The sequence below is a fragment of the Actinotignum urinale DSM 15805 genome, from assembly GCF_000420445.1.
In the GTDB taxonomy this organism is placed as follows: Bacteria; Actinomycetota; Actinomycetes; order Actinomycetales; family Actinomycetaceae; genus Actinotignum; species Actinotignum urinale.
The window spans coordinates 95,660-114,428 of sequence record NZ_ATUY01000006.1 but is presented as its reverse complement, the minus strand read 5'-3'; the positions used below and the strand labels follow the sequence as shown (position 1 = coordinate 114,428).

Genomic DNA, 18,769 nt, shown 5'->3' with positions numbered 1-18,769 from the left:
TTTAGGGTCGGGTCTAGGAAGGTGAACAGGGTTGCTTTCCTGGTTTGTTTGGCGAGTAGGTTGTAGGCTCCGCGGGCTTTTTGGTGGGTGTACCACCATTGCTGGTTAGGGCGAAGCCATAAGGGTATTTGGTTTGGGGGTACCTGGGTTTTGTAGGTTTTATGGTTTAACCATTTTCCCCGTTGGTTATGGAAGGCTTGCACTAGCCCTACCCATTGTTTGCTTGGTTTACGAGCCATAAACCAAGCAAAACCCGCTCCTCAACACACTTCCAGCAAATGTGGGTATGCTCACAAAATAAGCCTAAAAAGCTAACCGAACCCCAAATTACAAGGCGCCACCAGCCAAAACACTAAAAGACACACAAAGTGGGCATTAGCACAGGTTCCCGGTCTACCTTGCGTGGAGATGCTTAGTTCGCTTATTATATTTTTTAGATGGGCATTATGTCCTACACATCTTGGTGATCACTGCTCAGCCTCATACGGTTTGACCCATCATCACCAGGGGGTTCTAAACCCCCGACCCCCATCGGACAGTATTGGACACGAATATGAAACACAGCTCGAAGCTCGCCTTCATCTTACCTTCAAATTGGCAAGGGTGGCTTCTAAGAGGGGTAAGCGCCTCGCTTTTAATAGTGATACTTGCTGTGACCGGTGCAGCCGGAACGGAAGAGCAATCAGGTTTTTCTTCGCAACCTCAAAATGGCGCATCTGAAACAGTGGTTCAAGAATCGGAAAAGCTAGGTACTAATGAGCTAAGTTCTGAATCTGTCTCCCCCCCCCCAACCGGTGGCGGCGGAGAATACCGCTTCCCCAAGTTACTGCCAGCCAGGCCGATACTACTCAATTGATGAGTTAGGTACCGTACGGGCACGTAGCGACCCGAACGTGAACATTCCTGGTGATCCTCTTCCAGCTTTTCCCAAATTCCCGGCTCAGTCTAACAATAACCAGGGGCAGTTGATTCAAGCTAACGCTCTAGGAATCGCACCCGATGGTACTGCCTACGCACTCGCTATATACGGGAATAACAAGCAATGGATCAATGGGTACTGGACATGGGGCCCGGAATCGAACATTTGGATCGAGATTCGAAAACGAGCCCCTATCGCTACTGCGCCGTGGGAGTATGTTGCTACTCTTCCGGCCAAACACGGGGAATCCTGGGTTGCGGGTGGGGTGGATCCCCTAACCGGAACTTATTATTTTGGTCAGTTCACCGAGAGCTCAGTGGAAGTACGGCAGGGCCAGAGAGAGATCCCAATTGCTTTTAGGCTCTTCAAGCTTGAAAACGGCACCATCAAATACGTTGGATTGATACATCCTCAAACAGAACTGCGACGTAGCGGTAACTTGGAGTATATAAATAAATTTATACTCAATGGTGATCTCTCTTTTGACATCCTCGGCAACCTCCATATTCTAAGTGGCCATCCGCTTGGAGCGGATTTGTGGACCGTGAGTAAAGAACGGTTGGAGAGTCTTAACGGGGGCGAAATTAGAAGCGATACTGTTGTACGGAACCGGTTTGACGGTACTGCCAACGTTGTTGGTGCGTCATTTAATGCAAATGGTTTGCTGTGGATTTCCCATTTTTTCCAACACTACACGTTTAACGCAACAACAAATACGATGACTCCTTTTGGCCAGAGGCTCCAGCAGCAAAATAGTGAGACTGACCTTGGTTCCTGTGTTACACCTCCCACGCTAGGTGTGAAGAAGGTTTTGAAAGGTCCGCGAATTTCAGATGAGCAGTTCAAACTTTCAGTGGATTACAAAAAGTCCAACGGAAGCTTAGACGAATACACGGTTCCAGTAACCACCACTGGTGAACAAGACGTTGTTGGAGGGCAAGTAGCAACCGTTGTTGTAGGTAAAGCCACATACAAGATTTCTGAAAGCATTGTTCATCAACCTAAACCGAATGACGCTGGGCAAGTTTCCCTCGACATGTTTAACTCCAGCCTCAGCTGCACCGACCAAAACGGGAAAGAATATATAGCGAACAAAGAAGCGAAAGACGACTGGTTCATCACTGTTCCAGAAAGCGTCAGCGTGACCAAGCCTGGCACTGGAGAACGTGAAAACGTGGTTGCAAATATTAAGTGCACTTTAACTAACACGCCACGTAAAGCAAGCGTAGCTTGGTCAAAAGTGGATGATTCGACTCCCGCGCAACCGGTTTCTGGAAGCCAGTGGAAAATCACCGGACCATTCAAAACAAACTTGGATGTCACAGACTGTGTGGCAGATAGTGCACAGGAGTGCAACGGTCCCGATAAAGACCCAGTAGCAGGTAAATTCAAAGTTGAGAATCTGAACTTCGGGGAATATAAGCTCTCCGAAACCAAGGCGCCACAGGGCTATCAGATTCCTGGAGACAGCAACTCGCGTACATTCACCGTGGGCCCCGGAGTACCTGATTACGTATTCGGAAAAGCGTTTGTAAACCCGCGGATAAAAGGCAAGGTTACATGGGCAAAGGTTGACGAATCTAAGCCTAATCCACAGCATTTAGCCGGTTCACAATGGAAACTGGACGGACCGGGCGGGGAAAAGACAGTGACAGACTGCGTGGCGCAGACACAACAGGAATGCACAGGCCTTGACAAGAATCCGGCGGCAGGTCGATTCGAAATAGCTGAGCTTGCGTGGGGAGACTACGTGCTGTCCGAAACAAAAGCCCCAGCAGGGTACGAACTAGATGGCGCGAATCATAGTTTCAAAATCGACGCAAGCCATTTGAAACACGAGTTTCAGACACCGTTTGTGAATAAGAAGAAGCAACCACCCACGCTGCCACTGACCGGTGGCATAAGTAGGGACTTCTACACACTTATGGGTTTTGTGCTCACCGCCGCCGGGATAACGGCAGTAACAGCGCTTCGCATTCGCAGACGTAAACAGGAGGTGTGAGCGGTGCATACTTTCCACCTCGCTAAGCATTTTCAATCAGATAAGAAACTTCAACAGATTTATAAAGTGTCAACACACGAAAGGAAACCCTGGAAAATGAACACGAAAAGAACAGTCCTCGGGAAGGTTGTTGCGAGTGTCGGGGCTGTTGCTCTCGCTTTCGCAGGCCTCCTCGGTGGCGCAACGATCGCGCAAGCCGCGCCCGCCGTCGGCCCTGATCAGCCCGGCCACCCAACATCGGGCTCGCTGACCATCCACAAATACGTTGGAGCTGAAGGCCAACGCGGTGACGGTACAGAGCAGACCATCACAGGTAAAGATCCTCTAGAAGGAGCCGAGTTTACTATTTGGCAGCTTGGCAAAACGGATGGAGGTACCTGTAAAGCACTTAATCTAAGTACCTACGAGGCGTGGAACAATCTACCAAAGAGCGCTCCGAAGACCATTGCAGAAGTACAGAATACCTTCTGCCTCGTGAACGCGACTGGGACCGCGCAGAAAACGGGTACCAACGGTGAAACCAAGTTCTCGAATCTAGCTCTTGGGTTCTACTACGTGCAGGAAACCGATGCTCCTGCCAACATTGTTTCAAAGACGGCGCCATTCTACGTATCCATCCCTCTGCCCCACAAGACGAAAAACTGGATTTACGACGTACACGCCTACCCCAAGAACCAGAAGGGCGACGCTCCTAAGAAGGAAATCAATGCAGACGCCGATCAGTCTGGCAAGGTTACGGTTGGCAGCGTAGTTGAATGGACCATCACACAGGTTGTTCCCGCTTTGAATGACGGTGAAACATACACTTCTGCGTCAATCTGGGACCACCTGCCAGATAGCCTCGAATACGATAAAACCACCGAAGTCTCCTACGACGGTACTGCGCTTACCCTAGACACTGACTACAAGCTTGTCCAGGCTGGCCAGAACCTCACCTGGAAGCTAACGGACACTGGCCTGGGTAAACTCGCAGCAGGCAAGACAATCACCGTGAAGTTCAAGACCAAGGTGACGAAAGTAACCGACTCCGGCGATATTGAAAACCCTCCTTCGGATAACCCGGATAATCCCGGTTACGGTTCAGAGTTCAACGGCAACAAGATCCCTGGAGATACCACGCCTCACACCTACTGGGGTCAGCTAGTCATCAACAAGACAGACAACTCGACACCTGCACACAAACTCGCAGGCGCCCAGTTCAAAGTATTTGATAACTACAAAAACGGTGCATGCCCCGCGCTGCCCGCCACCGGCGAGGTCGCAACCGGTACCTCAGACGCAAATGGTGTTGTCCAGTGGGCAAACGTGAATCCGACCAACCCGCTTGGACTTTGGATCGCTAACTCTGCAAACGGGCCGCTCACCAACCCCTCTAAGCACTACTGCGTTTACGAGACCAAGGTTCCAGCTGGTTACAGTGCCAGCGCCGATGGAATCGATGTTGAGATCAAGCCGGGCACCCAAAACAAGGTGGAAAAAACCGTCGTTAACCCCAAGAAGGACGGGCCAGACCTTCCTCTTACCGGTGCTGGCGGAGTCCTGCTACTTAGCATCATTGGTGTTGGTCTAGTCGCTGGTGGCGTCACGATTGCCGTGGTGTCACGTCGCAAGAATCAAAACTAGCTCCAAACAGAGCGGTTGAACATAAGGGGCTCTGGTGGTTAATAGTTGCCTCCAGAGCCCCTTTGGATACATCATTAGCGAAGCAATGGAAACTGACTCAAACATCGAAACAATCGCGCCCACCGGTAAACGGCGTGGCCTACCACCTGCGCCCGTGGTGTGGCGGTTTCCATGGTTATCATTCGTCTCTAGCCTCATCATTGTTGCCGGTGTCTGCGTATTCCTCTACCCTCACGTGGCCTCCTGGTTTTCTCAAAAAGAACAATCTCGCGTCATCGCCCTCACACAAGAAATCACAGAGCAAAACGAGAAGAAAAAGCCCAACCCGTACGTTGCGTTGCTTGAGCAGGCTCGGAAATACAATGAAGCCCTCGCCTCAGGCGTGAAACTAGAAGCGGACGCCAATGTTCCCAAAGGTTACGGCAACAACAGTAATCAAACCCTGAACTACCAAGACATTCTCTCGGGCAATAAAGAAGGCGTAATGGGGCGCCTGCACTACGCCAAATTAGACATCGACCTACCCATATACCACGGAACCTCGGAAGCAACTCTTCTCAAAGGCGTCGGACACCTAGAAGGAACATCACTGCCCGTGGGTGGGACTGGGCAACGCTCCGTCTTAACTGCACATCGAGGCTTGCCTGAATCTACCCTTTTCACGCATTTAGATAAAGCTAAAAAAGGCGACATTTTCACTATTTCTGTCCTTGACCAGGTTTTCAGCTACCAGGTTATAGATATAATCACAATCGAACCATCTGATACAGAAGTTCTATTTGCCGATCCAGAAAAAGATCTGGTCACGCTCATCACCTGCACGCCACTTGGGATAAACACTCAACGCATCCTCGTAACTGGTGAGCGAGTCATCCCCACTCCACAATCGGAACTGGACGATGCTAAAAAAGCGCCTGACCTGCCCGGATTCCCATGGTGGATAGTGATCCTATTGGTCACCGTTACGGGCGCGGGAATCTACATTTGGCGAAGCGGTCGGCAAAATCCATCCACCAAACCAACGCAAACCCAAGGCTAACGGGTAGACACTAACCAATACGCTCTTCAGTGGGGTGTGGCGCTACCCCACTGCCGTCGTACAACAAACTCTTGAGGGAAGAGTTACTTTGTGTCCAAATGTGCCACGTCTTGAAGAACAATTACCGCACCGGACATCGTTGGTTTACCCAAATCGGCGTTGATTTCATCCGAGCCGGCTTTCGCCAGGCGAACGGCCCTATCGAATTCGGCGTCGATTTCCGGGTTGGGGCGGTAGGTCATGAGGGAAACAATGTAGGCGACAAGGGTGGCCAACAAGAATCCGGGAAGGATTTCGTAGAGCCCGAACCACTTGAATGTTCCCCAGAAACCAACAACAACAGCGCCCGTGACCATGCCCGTAAGCGCGCCCATCGCGGTGAGCTTGCGCCAGTAGAGGGCCAGCAACACAATCGGCCCGAAAGCTGCACCGAAACCTGCCCACGCGAAGCTCACGAGATTCAAAATGGAATCCGTGCGGAACCACGCGAAAATGGCGGCTAGGATAGACACGGCCAACACCGCGATGCGCCCCAACGTAATCCCGCCAACTGCGGACAGACTCCTCTTCGAAAAACCGTGGTAAATATCCTCAACCACAGCGGAGGAGGTCACCAACAACTGGGAGGAAACCGTCGACATAATTGCTGCCAAAATAGCGGCGAGCATGAATCCCGCAACGATTGAGGGGAACAACGACTGGCCCATCAAAATAAACACCGATTCGTGTTGCCCTTCGGGGATTTTCACAACCCCAAAGTGGTTCGCGGCAATACCCACAATTGCGGTGCCGCAAGCACCCAAGCAGGAAAATACCATCCAACCGAGGCCAATACGCCGGGCGGTTTTTGCCTCTTTGGGGCTGCGCAAGGCCATAAAACGCACAATAATATGTGGCTGGCCGAAGTACCCAAGTCCCCACGCAAGCGAACTAATAATCCCGACGAACGTAGCCCCACCGAAGGGGTGGATAAAATCGGGGTTCACCGCAGTAACGCCTTCCGCAACTTTCCCGAAACCACCAATGGCGAAAACGGAGAAGAGAGGAACCGCAACTAGCGCGGAAACCATCATGATTCCCTGAACCATATCCGTCCAGGACACGGCGAGGAAGCCACCAACGAGAGTGTAGAGAACAACAACGCCGGCAACAAGAACCATGCCCAGGTGGTAATCCATTCCGAACGCGGTTTCGAAGAAAATGCCACCGGCAACCATTCCGGAAGAAACGTAGAACGTGAAGAATACGAAAATAATCAGACCCGCGATGAGGCGCACGGATTTTGTGGTGTCGTGGAGTCGGTTTCCTAGGAACGACGGGACAGTGATCGAGTTGCTCGCCACCTGTGTGTAGGAACGTAATCTGGGTGCGGTGACCATCCAGTTCACCCACTGCCCGAGCGTAAGGCCGACGGCAATCCAGCCTTCGACGAGTCCGGACATGTAGAGTGCGCCGGGAAGGCCCATGAGGAGCCAGCCGGACATGTCCGCGGCGCCTGCGGAAAGCGCGGCGACGGTTGGGTTGAGATCGCGCCCGCCGAGCATGTAATCATCAAGATTTTTTGTGCGAGTATAAGCCCATAGGCCGATAAATACCATGGCGACGAAGTAAATAATCATCGCGATTGCTTGTCCAGTTGTCTGTGACATGGTGTTCCTTTCCGCCTAATGTTGTGCACGGAGTATGTGTATCCGTGCACGCGAAGGCAAAAATGTCGCGAGACGCCAAATGAGACGTTGGTCTTAACCTTACAACTATTGTTCATAATGTGACGCATAACTATCTAAAATATGAACAAGAGAGTGCATATTCCCCTACACTGGTATCCGGTGCGCCACAAGAAGGTGGCGGCGTCGTGCGTTTCGCGCTAATCTCACCAATACACGTGATAGAGGAGAATGTTGTGATTGAGTGGTGGCAGTCCGTCATTTTGGGCATTGTGGAAGGTATTACGGAATTTTTGCCGGTGAGCTCCACCGGGCACCTGACGATTACCGAAAACCTCATGGGCTTTTCCGTCAATGACCCAACGGTGACCGCATACACGGCAATTATCCAGGTGGGCGCCATGATCGCCTCCATCGTGTATTTCTGGAAGGATATTGTGCGCATTGCGCTGGCGTGGTTCGGTGGGCTGGTTAACCCGAAAAAGCGTTCTGCGGATTACGCAATGGGCTGGGCTGTTATTTTCGGTTTCGGAATCACCGCGGTTATCGGCTTGGTGCTCAAGGATTATATTGAGGGGCCACTGCGTTCCATGTGGTTCGTTGCGGGTGGCTTGATTTTATGGTCGGTGGCGATGTTCTTGGCGGATCGGCGAACAGCAACGCGTGGCGAAGATACTATCGACGCGCGGGACGGCATTCTCCTCGGCCTTTTCCAGTCACTCGCGCTAATTCCCGGTGTTTCCCGTTCAGGGGCGACGATTTCCGGTGCAATGTTCCTGGGAATTGACAGGGTCGCTGCTACACGCATGAGTTTCTTCCTTGGTATTCCAACGCTTATTGCGGCCGGTGGCCTGCAAGCCGTTGGCGAATTCAGCAAAATCGGCGCGCCGGGCGGTGTGGGCTGGACAGCTACCGGAATTGGCACGCTGGTGTCCTTCGTCGTCGCGTATCTTTCGATTGCGTGGTTGTTGAAGTTTATTTCCTCCAACAATTTCACCGGTTTCGTGATTTACCGTATTTTGCTGGGCGTTACCGTTGCGGGCCTCCTTCTTGGCGGGGTTCTCTCTGCCGTATAAAGCGAAGCGCTATAACGCAGGGTGCTTGATGATGTAAAAAATGCGTCGGATATTATTAGCATGACGCAAATTTGTGACCCCAACGGTAAGGATTTGCACGGAAAGGCTGAATTATTCAGGCTGAATATTCGGGGTGAATAATTCAGCCTGAATAATTATTCCTACCTCTTCCAGGGGAACGAATCTTCCGAAAGAGCGCCGCCAGTTCCAAAAATAGAGCCGTTGCGTGAGATGGCGAAAGATTCTCCAGTCGTTTGGCTCCAGCAGGTTACACCGGTGTAGTAAGAGGTACACGCAACATTGCCGTTTTGCACAGAGCCACCGTAAGGAAGAGCGCTCCCACCGCCGACTGCCTGATCGCATGTGTATTGAGTGAGTCCATCAACAACACCAAGTCCGAGTGAGGATGTGCCTGGGCAACTGAGTCCAATTTTTTGGGTATTTGTTTCGTTTGCCCGGCAGTACACCGCGTTATTTGCCAAGGAGCAGGAAATGTTCCCCGTCGGTGTTGTGAAGCTAGGAGCAGATGCTGTGCCTGCTGGTGCCGGGTAAAGAATGCTTTCAGTTGGTGTGGGAGGAGCGGAAATAGAGGGGGATGGGGCAGGCTCCTCTGTTGGGCTAGCTTCTTTTGTGGGTTCTTTTGTGGGCTCTTCGGAGGGCTTCTTCTTCGAGGCGTCCTTTTGGGTGATGGTTGTTTTATCCGGAGTGGCATCATTCGAGGAGAAAAAATACTTGTACGCCAGCAAGCCCGCTATTGCTATAAGTGCGATGGTAACAGCAACGATAATAATGCGAATAAGGGTTCGTTTGGAGTTGTTCTTTTCTTCGGGTTCCTCAGGCTCGTTTTCTTGAGGTGTTGCATAGTACTGCGAAATAGGCTGTTGCCCGTAAGCCGGAGCGTAGGAGCCTTGCTGTTGGTAAGGAGCTTGGGGTTGAGGCGTTTGCGTGTAGGAGGGGTCGTATTGTGGGACGACCTGAGTGTATGCTAACCCACCAGCAACAGTTTGATCTTGTTGTGGGTAGGTTCCGTAATACGGATTCTGCTGCGGGTAATATGCTTGAGTTGCGTCGTTTTGTGGGTACGGTGTTGCTCCATTTTGGGCGACGTATTCTTGCGTTGCGTTTGTTTCATACGCTTGCGCCCCACCTTGCGGGGATTGTGGCGCATTATCCTGTGAGCTATATGTTTCCGTTGGGGCGACGGCCGTGTGCGTAGGATCCGTTTCCGTTGCGGTATCTGGCGTGTGTTCGTCTTGTGTGGAAGATTCCGAGCTTTGCCCGAAACGTTCCGCTATAACTTTCCGAGTGGCTTCATTGCCATTTTCGTTAAGCCAATGAAGTAAACCTTCATATGCGGTAGGGTTCGCCGCGATAACGCTCTGCAGTTCTGGATGTTTCCATGCAAGATCGCGCAGTACTTCGGGGGATGTGGAGGGATCGTTAGCGAGGTTGTAGAGTTCTTGATCCATGCCGTTCCTTTCTAACGACGAAATATCAGGATAAATAACTCCCTAAAAATAATTATTTAGAGAAGTGACACTTCACATATTGTACGTTAATATGAAGGCCATTAGATGGGATAAATTGGCTATTGGCTATTGGCTATTGGCTATTGGCTATTGGCTATTGGCTATTGGCTATTGGCTATTGGCTATTGGCTATTGGCTATGCGTCACCGTCCATGACGTTATTGCGGAAATATGCGTTGGCTACGCACTTTCTGTCGAAAAAACTATGTGGCGCACAACTTGTGCGTTAGCGCGCATTCACCCACGCGAGCGCTTCGGGGAAATGAGTATCCCAATAAGCAGGAGCATGAGGGCCGGGTGCGTACACAACTTCGGGTTGGACGCCAAGGCTGTGAAGCTCCTTTTCCAAACGTTGAGTGTGTGCAAGGAAGGGATCCTCGGTGCCACAGGTTACCCAAACGGCCGGAGCCTGTTCGCGTGAGGCATCTTCCCCGAAAACCTTGCGGGCGAGATCGTAAACGTCGTCCTCGGGCAGCAAACCCTGCGATAAATGTGTATGCAACTCCCAGTGTCCGTCGACAAAACCTCTATCCGTGAAATCACATGCGGGAGAAAAAGCAGTGACGCCGGCGAAACGCTCCGGGAAGGTCAACGCGGTTTTTAAGGAACCGAAACCGCCCATGGAACAACCGCCAACGAAACGTCCCGCGCGGTCTGAACGCACGTGGAACATGGATTCGATTTTTTGAGGGAGCTCAAGTGCCGTGAAATCAAAAAAATTGCGTTCAAATTGGTTATTGAAATACCAGGAATAGGGGAGGGATGCGATAACGAGGGCGACGTTCGAACCGGCCAAGTGCCGCTGGAAAGGAATGTTTGTGGCAAAAGATTGCGCTGTAAACTTCAATCCTGGAAGGAAATACCAGACCGCGGGAGGATTCGCGCTATCAACGTTATCCGGCAAAATGACGGTGGCATCCACTTGCTGTGCGAGAGTGTCGGACATAAATGAAAGGTTTGCGATAGCCATATTTTTCCTTACAGATTGACGACGATATAGGAGCAATTGCATAACCTGCAATATCCGTGTTTATTCTACCTCTCACATGTCAATGAAAGCGGAACTGAGTACTTTCGTCGTTAAAAATGAAAAGAGTCCGCGAAGAAGAGCCTGTTCAGAAGAGAGAAGAGCCCGTGTGGAAAGAAAAACTCCGCGCGAAGGGCACGAAGTCTTTCCTTTTATCCCAGGGTAATTCGGAAACGTCAATGAAAATGCACGTTTAACACTAGTTCCTCTGTCTGTGAAAATCTTGAAAACTGCTCACGCACTTTGTGACGGTAAGAACACGCTGTGGGACGCCACGAAAAATTCTCAGTAGTTATGATGACGTTCGCGGAATATCTCAGGTGCTTTTGAAACGTTATCGGTTGCGCTTGTTGCCCTAATCGATAATGTTGTTGGGCGTTACGCCCTAGTCGATTACGGCCTAGTCGATAACGCCGTAGAGCGTTACGCCCTAGTGAATAACGTTGTCGGGCATAACGCTCTAGTCAAAAAACGTTGTTGGGCGTTCCTTAGTCAATAACGCCGTAGAGACGATCGCCAGCGTCGCCCAAACCGGGAACGATGTAACCGCGATCGTTGAGCCCCTCGTCAATGGACGCAACAACAATACGAACATGTGCGTCGTCGGGAAGGCTTTCGGCAACAGTTTTCAAACCTTCAGGCGTGGCGAGGATGCAAATCACGGTGACGTCGCGTGCCCCGCGTGATAAAAGATAATGAACAGAATCAACAATCGTGTGGCCCGTGGCGAGCATCGGATCGAGCACAAAGCACTGGCGATCCGTTAAAACGTCGGGGAGGCGGTTCGCGTAGGTGCTCACCTCGAGAGTCTCCTCATCGCGTTGCAAACCGAGGAAGCCAACTTCGGCGGTGGGAACAAGTTTCGTCATGCCTTCAAGCATTCCCAAACCCGCACGCAAAATTGGCACCACAATGGGTGCCGGATCAGCAATTTTTACGCCGGTTGTTGCGGTGACGGGAGTGGTAATCCCGACCTTCTTAACGTGCACGTCGCGCGTGGCTTCGTAAGCAAGAAGAGTAACGAGCTCCTCAACAAGGAGACGGAAAGTTGCGGAGGGAGTGTGAAGATCGCGAAGGACTGTCAGTTTGTGATCCACCAGCGGGTGGTTAATTTCGAGGATTTCCATATTTCAAGGATAACCGTCCGAGCACTCTCACGCCCTTAATGGCCACTGTGGAAATATCACGTCCTTTCTTGGCGTAAATAAATTTTTTCACGGCGTTTCAGCTGTAAAATATTGTCTGGTATTTCCTCTAAACGGCGAGTTCGTTTTCCGTTGCGTTGTTGTCTTTTTTTCGACGACGAAACTCTGGCGAATATGCGCAATTTTTGGCCGGAAAAACCATCCCCCTTTGAGCCGTACGGCATTATTGTGATCTAACAATACGTATCGAAACATTCCACAGGAATTACTGGAAACGTTGACATATGAGGGAAGTAGCGTTGTGGATAGGAAAAAAGAGCAAGAAAAAGCATTCATTGGGCGCGCCATGGAGTTGGCGCAGCATGCTGAAAAAGCGGGAGATGTGCCCGTCGGGGCAGTCGTCGTCTTGAATGGAAAAATTGTGGGGGAAGGATACAATACGCGAGAGGCGGAGGTTGACCCGGTCGGGCACGCAGAAGTTATGGCGTTGCGGGAGGCGGGGAAACGGCTCGGTCGCTGGCGTTTGGATGATGCCGATCTGTATGTGACTTTGGAGCCTTGCACGATGTGCGCCGGAGCGATTCTTGGGGCGCGAATTAGGCGGGTATTTTTTGGTGCGTGGGATGAAAAGGCCGGGGCGGCCGGTTCGGTGAGGGACGTGCTGCGCGATAGTCGAATGAACCACCAGGTCGAGGTGTATGGCGGAATATGTGAGGAAGAAGTTGCACGCCAATTAGTGAATTTTTTTGACGAGCGCCGTGCTCTTCGATAGTATTATCGGCGGTGGCGTGTCCGAGCGGCCGAAGGTGCATCACTCGAAATGATGTGTGGTTAATAGCCACCAGGGGTTCAAATCCCCTCGCCACCGCCAAGTTTCCCGCAACATCGTTAAGTGTTGCGGGATATTTTTATTCTGGCGCGGGGGCGTTGCGAGGTATTTGGGTTACGTGCCAAAATGTGTGGCCACACTGGCTTTGCGGACAGCGTTGCCTTGCGCACGCAATTCTTGGCCCGCTTTTTCCGTGTGGGGCGAAGTCCCGGGGCGCAACGGTAACTAGTGGTCCAGGATTTCGTGTTCGTCGTGCCCCTCGGGTTCGAGCTGGAACGTCGCGTGGTGAAGCGGAACCGGGAAGTGTTCCGCGGCGCACTCTTGAAGCTGATTGAGGATTTCGGGCGCGTGACCGTCGTAAAAACACTCGGGTTTTACGACGACGTGGGCGCTCAAAACAGGCAACCCGGTTGCAACAACCGAGGCGTGAAGGTCGTGAACCGAGATAACGTGGTCGAGCTCTTCAAGGTGCGTGCGCACCTCGTTAATATCGAGCCCCTCAGGAACCGCCTCCATAAGAATGTTGATGGCGGCTTTAAGAATACGCAACGAGCGCGGGATAATGAGGATTCCGATAATGACGCCGGCGACGGCATCCGCGCCAGTCCAGCCCGTGAGGGAGATGCTGACGGCGGCGATAATGACGGCAACCGAGCCGAGGGCGTCGTTGAGAACTTCAAGGAAAGCCGCGCGCATATTGAGGTTTGCGTCTTTGCCGGTGAAAAGAACCAGCATGGAAATAATGTTTCCAACTAGGCCGATTATGCCGAAAATAAGCAGTGGCGTGGAGGGGATTTCGGGTGGGTTGGCGAAACGGCTAATGGCCTCAATCAGAACATATATTCCGACGCCAAGGAGGACGGCGGCCTGTCCGGTTGCGGCGATAACTTCGGATCGTGCGTATCCCCAGGTGTGACGTGAGGTGGCTTCTTTGGTGGCGAGGTGGGCTGCGAACAGAGCCATGCTGAGGCCGGCTGTGTCTGTGAGCATGTGGCCAGCGTCCACGAGGAGTGCCAGCGAACCAATCCATGCAGCCCCAATGACTTCAGCGACGAGGATAATAGCGGTTGTGCCCAGGGCAATAAGGAGGCGTTTGCGGTTGGCGTGGGCGCCGTGGTTGTGCCCAAGCTCTCCGTGGTTATGTCCGTGCTCGTTAGGGTTGCGAGAGGGATTCTTTGATGCGGGCGTATTCATAGTGTCACTTTTTGGGGTGTTATAGATTGTTGGCGTATGTTGTTAAAGATGATGTCTAAGATTTGTTGTTGAGTTACGTGTGTACCAACAGTGTTGGTTAATGTTCGACGAGGGCGTCTCGTTGTTCTGACGTGGGTCTTGTGACCATTCTATTGACTATACGCAGAAAAGCAAAGATAGTCCGGCTAGTTCTGGTGTCTAGGCTCAAAAAAGATACTCGCGGTATTGGTCGCGGGTATCCGAGTAGATGATATTAATTTGCGCGGGCGATTTGCACCGCGGTGCCGGACGCGGTGACCATGAGCATGGAACCGTTTTGTCCGAGTGTTTCGTAATCAATGCTGCAACCAACGACGGCATGTGCCCCGATTGATGCTGCCCGCTGTTGTAATTCAGCAATGGCTTCATTGCGTGCTTTGGTTAATTCTTCTTCGTAGCCTTGGCTACGCCCACCGAAAACGTTACGGAAGCTAGCGCCAATGTCCTTGAACATGTTGACACCGGAAATGACTTCGCCGAAATAAATTCCCAGGTAATTGGTGATTTTGTAACCGTCCAGGGACTGTGTTGTTGTGACTGGTATCATACGGCCATTTTATGGGAGAGGTAAATCAACGGGCAAGGAATGACCGTTTTCGACCTTACTTATAGCCGACGTTATATTGCGCGAGGTGGATCAACGCTATCTTGAATGTCCCCGTTTTGCTTGAAGCGTTAGCCCCCGAATCGTTAGCCCCTGAACCAATAGCGTCCGAGGCGTTAGTGCCTGAAGCGTTAGTGCCCGAACCAATAGCGCCCGTGGGGGTGCCTTGGCAGTGTGCGGAAGATTGGTTGGGGGCGGTTTTGTTAGGGGCTGGTTTGGTTGAGCTATGGCTACCTAGTGGCGCTCGCGGAGTTGTGCTTGTTCGCGTAGTTGTTCTTTTTCTTCGCGCGATTGCCAGAAGCGGTTGTCTTCTTTGTGGCGTTTTCCGAGCGCCCACCAGAGGCTTTCGATTCCTAGTGCGGCGATACAGCCGACCGCTAGACCCACAAAGATTGCCCACATATTGCTTGAGTCAAGCAGGAAGTAGTGTTGTGCAATGGGGAGGCTGAAGATAACGGTGTAGCCAATGACGGGGAGGCATACGAGAAGGATTTTCCACCAGGTGTAGGGGCGTGCAACCGTTGCCAATACCCAAGTTGAACCAACAATCATGGTGATGAGCGTGGCAGTCGAGATTTGGGTTGGAGTGATAAGAACTGTCGCGTATTCCGAAAGGTAATAGTACGTAAAGAATGTTGATATACCAACGATAACGCCGGAGGGGAAACCAAAACGCATTACTCTGCCCACGAAGCCATCTCGGGCTTTTTGGTTATTTGAGGGTAGGGAAAGAATGAAAGCGGGAATTCCGATGGTGAACCATCCCGTGATGGTGACGTGGATGGGGACAAATGGATATGACGTGCTGAAGAGGAGAACGCAAATAGCAAGTACGGCGGAATATACGGTTTTCGTTAGGAAAAGACGCGCGACACGTTCAATATTTCCCGCAACCCTTCGGCCTTCGGCAACAACATAGGGTAGCGACGCGAATTTATCGTCGAGAAGAACAATTTTTGCGACGGAACGCGTGGATGGTGTTCCCGAACCCATTCCGATACCTAAATCTGCGTCTTTGAGGGCGAGGACGTCGTTCACGCCATCTCCCGTCATTGCGACGGTGTGCCCGCGTTCTTGCATGGCTTTCACCATGGCGCGTTTTTGGTCGGGGGTGACGCGCCCGAAAACTTGGTGGCTGTTAATAACGTCAACGAATTCTTCCTGCCGGATTGCGCGCGCGTCTACGGGCTCCCCAATATCTACACCGAGATTTCGGGTAACTGCGCCAACAGCCTGTGCGTTATCACCGGAGATGACTTTAATATCAACACCTTGCGAGGTAAAGTAGCGCAGGGTGTCTGAAGCATCTTCTCGGAGTTTTTGGTCAAGAAGAATAAAGGCGACGGGGGTGATCGTTCCGGGAGCTTGGGTTGCCGTTACGTTCTCGGAAGCCAGGGCGAGGAGGAGGACGCGCTGGCCACTTTTGGCGATTTCTTCGGCTCGCGCACTTGCTTCAGGGGCTTGTGCGAGCTGAAGCAGAACATCGGGTGCGCCAAGTACCCAGTTGTGGGTGCCGTTGTGGAAAGTGACTCCGGACCATTTTTTCGCGGATGTAAAGGGTTGGCGCGACACAACAGTCCAGGGCTTTTCCGGAATTCCGACCTCGGCAATAATTGCCTCCATAGAAGAATTCGGAGAGGTGTCCGCGCTACCTAGCTGCGCGAGGGCCTCACGAACATCTTCTGGCGTGGAACCCGAGGAATTAATCAGCTCAATACCTCCAAAAGTGAGCTTGTTTTCCGTGAGTGTTCCAGTTTTATCTGCAGCTACGGTGTCAACGCGCGCGAGCCCTTCAATAGCGGGTAGTTCGTTAACAAGAACGTTCATTCTCCCGAGGCGAATAACGCCAAGTGCAAACGCCGTGGAGGTAATGAGAACAAGGCCTTCGGGAATCATGGGCACGAGCGCCCCGCACACGCTCAAAATAATATCGACCCACGAGCCGTTCCCCACGCGAATCTGCCCGATAATCGTCAAAATACCGACCGGAACAAGAACCCAGGTGATGGCATGCAAAATGCGGTCAATGCCCTGTTGTAGTTGAGAATCCACAAGGGAGAACTTGGAGGCTTCGGCCGTAAGTTGCGCCGCATATGAATCTTTACCCACACGAGATGCCTGATAGGTTCCCGAACCCGACACCACAAAAGATCCGGACATCATCGAATCCCCAACGGACTTATCGATAGCATCCGACTCGCCCGTGAGAAGAGACTCGTCAACTTCAAGGTAATCCTCTTCGGTGACGATACCGTCCACAATAATTTGATCCCCTGCGCGGACAACGATAATATCGCCCAAAACAACCTCTTCCGGCGATATTTCCCTATTTTCCCCATCACGACGAACAACCGGCTTGGCCTCACCAACAACAGCGAGGGAATCGAGCGTATGCTTAGCGCGCAATTCCTGAATAATTCCAATAATGGAGTTGGCGATAATCAGCAAGCCGAAGGCGCCATTGATCCACGAGCCGGTTGTCATGACCAAAACAAATAATGTGCCGAGCATGAAATTAATGCGGGTAAAAACGTTATCTCGAACAATATGAAGGGCGCTACGCCCGCTACGTTCCGGTTGAGTATTAACGTTTCCGAGGGAACGCATCTCCTCTACCTGCGCACGGGTTAATCCCCGCGCCGGATCGGCTTGCGGGAGCGCTAAGTTAGACTGGGTTTCGCTAAGGCTCGATGTGTGAGTCATAAGAAGATACTATCGTTTAACTCCCGCATTAAAAATGAGGTGAACTACTTGTCGAGAAGAATCTTTGCCGGGAGCTCTTCACGTATACGGTTTTTCTCTTTTTCTCTGTATTCTTCAAAACTTCTAAACTCCGCACAATCCGCCAACTACTCGTCCAGAAGAATCTCAGCCACCCGCGATAAAACTTCTGCAGCATCGCAATCAACACGAAGGCTTGCAAAACGGTCACCTTCCGTGCGCCCCCTGTTAATAATCACGCAATCCGCCCCGTTTTGAAGCGCCGAGGTCAGCACCCACATTCCCGTGCCAACAACGAGAGACGTTCCCACAACAAGGGCAACATCGGCTTCGCGCGCCCAATCAATGCTTTGGGTAAGCGCCGCGCCAGGCAAACTCTCACCGAAAAACACGACGGAGGGTTTGATTAAACCGCCACACCGAGGGCAGGGTATCGTCGTAAAAGAAGAGTTTTCCGCAGCTCGGCGGTTTGCTCCTGCCAAAATAGCGATATTTTTGGGGTCGGGATCCTCGGGCCAGTCGGGATTCGCCTCCCGAAGAAGCTCCCCAATCTCTGCGCGCGGGAAAGTGGCCCCGCAATCCACGCAGTCCACCCGCAAAAACGATCCGTGCAATTCCGCGACCTTTCGCGACCCCGCTTTTTGGTGCAAATCATCCACGTTTTGTGTGGCAATCCCATTAATGAACCCCGCTTTTTCGAGGCGCGCCAAAGCAAGATGTCCGGGGTTGGGTTTCACGGAGTCGAGGGCGCGCCACGTTTCTTCGTTGCGTTGCCAGACCCAACGTTGCCATATTTCGTCGTCGGTAAACATATCATAAAAAACCGTGGGCTCTTGAGTGCTTCCTTTTCCGCGGTAATCGGGGATTCCAGAGGGTGTGCTAACACCCGCACCAGTTATTGCTACAGTTACTTTTCCGCGCATCATATCCGCGATATTCGTAGCAGCTTCTTCAATGTCCGTTATCACCATGTTCAGTCCTTTTTACGACGACGATGGGCGCCATGCGAAACTCACTTATGTATAGGGTACGTTTCGATTCGGGTTTTGTGGAAGGTGTGGCATATAGGGAGATGGTTTGGGGCGGAGTTGTGGCGTTTGAGGAGTGGGGAAGTTTGCTTTGGCGAGAGTTGTTGTGAAGTGAAGAGCGTGGGATATGTTGCGTTTGGTGAGTGTGGCTGTTGGTGCTTGGCGTTTGGTGGGTGGGGGTGGTTGGTTCGAGGCGTGGCGAGTAGTTGTTGCGTGGAAGTTTTCTTAATATGTTATTTTCTCGATCCTGCCCGAAAGGGGAGAAAAAATGCGATAATAGATGTAAGTGGGCTTAATTTGTCGAGCTCATATTAATAAGCTAGTCAA

Annotated in this window: 13 protein-coding genes and 1 tRNA gene; 6 read left to right on the top strand and 8 right to left on the bottom strand. The window is 51.7% G+C overall.

The window, feature by feature from the left end:
• Positions 1 to 893 precede the first annotated feature (893 nt).
• The 3 genes from G445_RS0105690 (at position 894) to G445_RS0105680 (ending at position 5,583) form a co-directional block, all read left to right on the top strand.
• Positions 894 to 2,921: an LPXTG cell wall anchor domain-containing protein gene (locus tag G445_RS0105690; RefSeq protein WP_022866586.1), complete on the top strand. Its 2,028-nt coding sequence runs from the start codon at positions 894 to 896 to the stop codon at positions 2,919 to 2,921.
• Positions 2,922 to 3,017: 96 nt separating this feature from the next.
• The gene (locus tag G445_RS0105685) at positions 3,018 to 4,544 is read left to right on the top strand and encodes a SpaH/EbpB family LPXTG-anchored major pilin (RefSeq protein WP_026420981.1); all 1,527 of its coding nucleotides are present in this window, start codon (positions 3,018 to 3,020) and stop codon (positions 4,542 to 4,544) included.
• An 85-nt stretch (positions 4,545 to 4,629) separates the two neighbouring features.
• Complete coding sequence (locus tag G445_RS0105680) at positions 4,630 to 5,583, top strand: class C sortase (protein WP_084676503.1); 954 nt, start codon at positions 4,630 to 4,632, stop codon at positions 5,581 to 5,583.
• Positions 5,584 to 5,666: 83 nt separating this feature from the next.
• Here the strand turns inward: G445_RS0105680 and putP are convergent, their stop codons facing one another.
• Positions 5,667 to 7,232, bottom strand: coding sequence for a sodium/proline symporter PutP (putP, locus tag G445_RS09955; RefSeq protein WP_022866583.1), 1,566 nt, complete (start codon positions 7,230 to 7,232; stop codon positions 5,667 to 5,669).
• 257 nt (positions 7,233 to 7,489) lie between these two features.
• Between putP and G445_RS0105670 the strand changes: the two genes are divergently transcribed.
• Positions 7,490 to 8,326 carry an undecaprenyl-diphosphate phosphatase gene (locus tag G445_RS0105670; protein ID WP_026420979.1) on the top strand — a complete coding sequence of 279 codons (837 nt, stop codon included), beginning with the start codon at positions 7,490 to 7,492 and terminating at the stop codon, positions 8,324 to 8,326.
• 161 nt (positions 8,327 to 8,487) lie between these two features.
• On the opposite strand, the gene G445_RS09950 is transcribed toward G445_RS0105670, so the two are convergent.
• From G445_RS09950 to upp, 3 genes are all read right to left on the bottom strand, one after another.
• The gene (locus tag G445_RS09950) at positions 8,488 to 9,795 is read right to left on the bottom strand and encodes a variant leucine-rich repeat-containing protein (RefSeq protein WP_022866581.1); all 1,308 of its coding nucleotides are present in this window, start codon (positions 9,793 to 9,795) and stop codon (positions 8,488 to 8,490) included.
• A 286-nt stretch (positions 9,796 to 10,081) separates the two neighbouring features.
• Positions 10,082 to 10,825 (bottom strand): alpha/beta hydrolase, encoded by a 744-nt coding sequence (locus tag G445_RS0105660; RefSeq protein ID WP_022866580.1) that lies wholly within the window; start codon positions 10,823 to 10,825, stop codon positions 10,082 to 10,084.
• Positions 10,826 to 11,370: 545 nt separating this feature from the next.
• Positions 11,371 to 12,009, bottom strand: a complete 639-nt coding sequence (gene upp, locus G445_RS0105650; RefSeq protein ID WP_022866578.1) for a uracil phosphoribosyltransferase — start codon at positions 12,007 to 12,009, stop codon at positions 11,371 to 11,373.
• Between the two features lie 319 nt (positions 12,010 to 12,328).
• Between upp and tadA the strand changes: the two genes are divergently transcribed.
• Positions 12,329 to 12,799 carry a tRNA adenosine(34) deaminase TadA gene (gene tadA / locus G445_RS0105645; RefSeq protein WP_022866577.1) on the top strand — a complete coding sequence of 157 codons (471 nt, stop codon included), beginning with the start codon at positions 12,329 to 12,331 and terminating at the stop codon, positions 12,797 to 12,799.
• A gap of 10 nt (positions 12,800 to 12,809) precedes the next feature.
• Positions 12,810 to 12,898 (top strand) — tRNA-Ser (locus tag G445_RS0105640).
• A 183-nt stretch (positions 12,899 to 13,081) separates the two neighbouring features.
• On the opposite strand, the gene G445_RS09945 is transcribed toward G445_RS0105640, so the two are convergent.
• The 4 genes from G445_RS09945 to G445_RS0105620 all read right to left on the bottom strand — a co-directional run bounded on the left by G445_RS09945 (position 13,082) and on the right by G445_RS0105620 (position 18,385).
• A complete protein-coding gene (locus G445_RS09945; protein ID WP_022866576.1) occupies positions 13,082 to 14,050 on the bottom strand; it encodes a cation diffusion facilitator family transporter in 969 nt (322 codons plus the stop codon).
• Between the two features lie 253 nt (positions 14,051 to 14,303).
• Complete coding sequence (locus G445_RS0105630) at positions 14,304 to 14,636, bottom strand: heavy metal-binding domain-containing protein (RefSeq protein WP_022866575.1); 333 nt, start codon at positions 14,634 to 14,636, stop codon at positions 14,304 to 14,306.
• Between the two features lie 291 nt (positions 14,637 to 14,927).
• Positions 14,928 to 17,396 (bottom strand): HAD-IC family P-type ATPase, encoded by a 2,469-nt coding sequence (locus tag G445_RS09940; RefSeq protein ID WP_022866574.1) that lies wholly within the window; start codon positions 17,394 to 17,396, stop codon positions 14,928 to 14,930.
• A gap of 146 nt (positions 17,397 to 17,542) precedes the next feature.
• Positions 17,543 to 18,385 (bottom strand): SIR2 family NAD-dependent protein deacylase, encoded by an 843-nt coding sequence (locus G445_RS0105620; protein ID WP_022866573.1) that lies wholly within the window; start codon positions 18,383 to 18,385, stop codon positions 17,543 to 17,545.
• Positions 18,386 to 18,769: the final 384 nt, after the last annotated feature.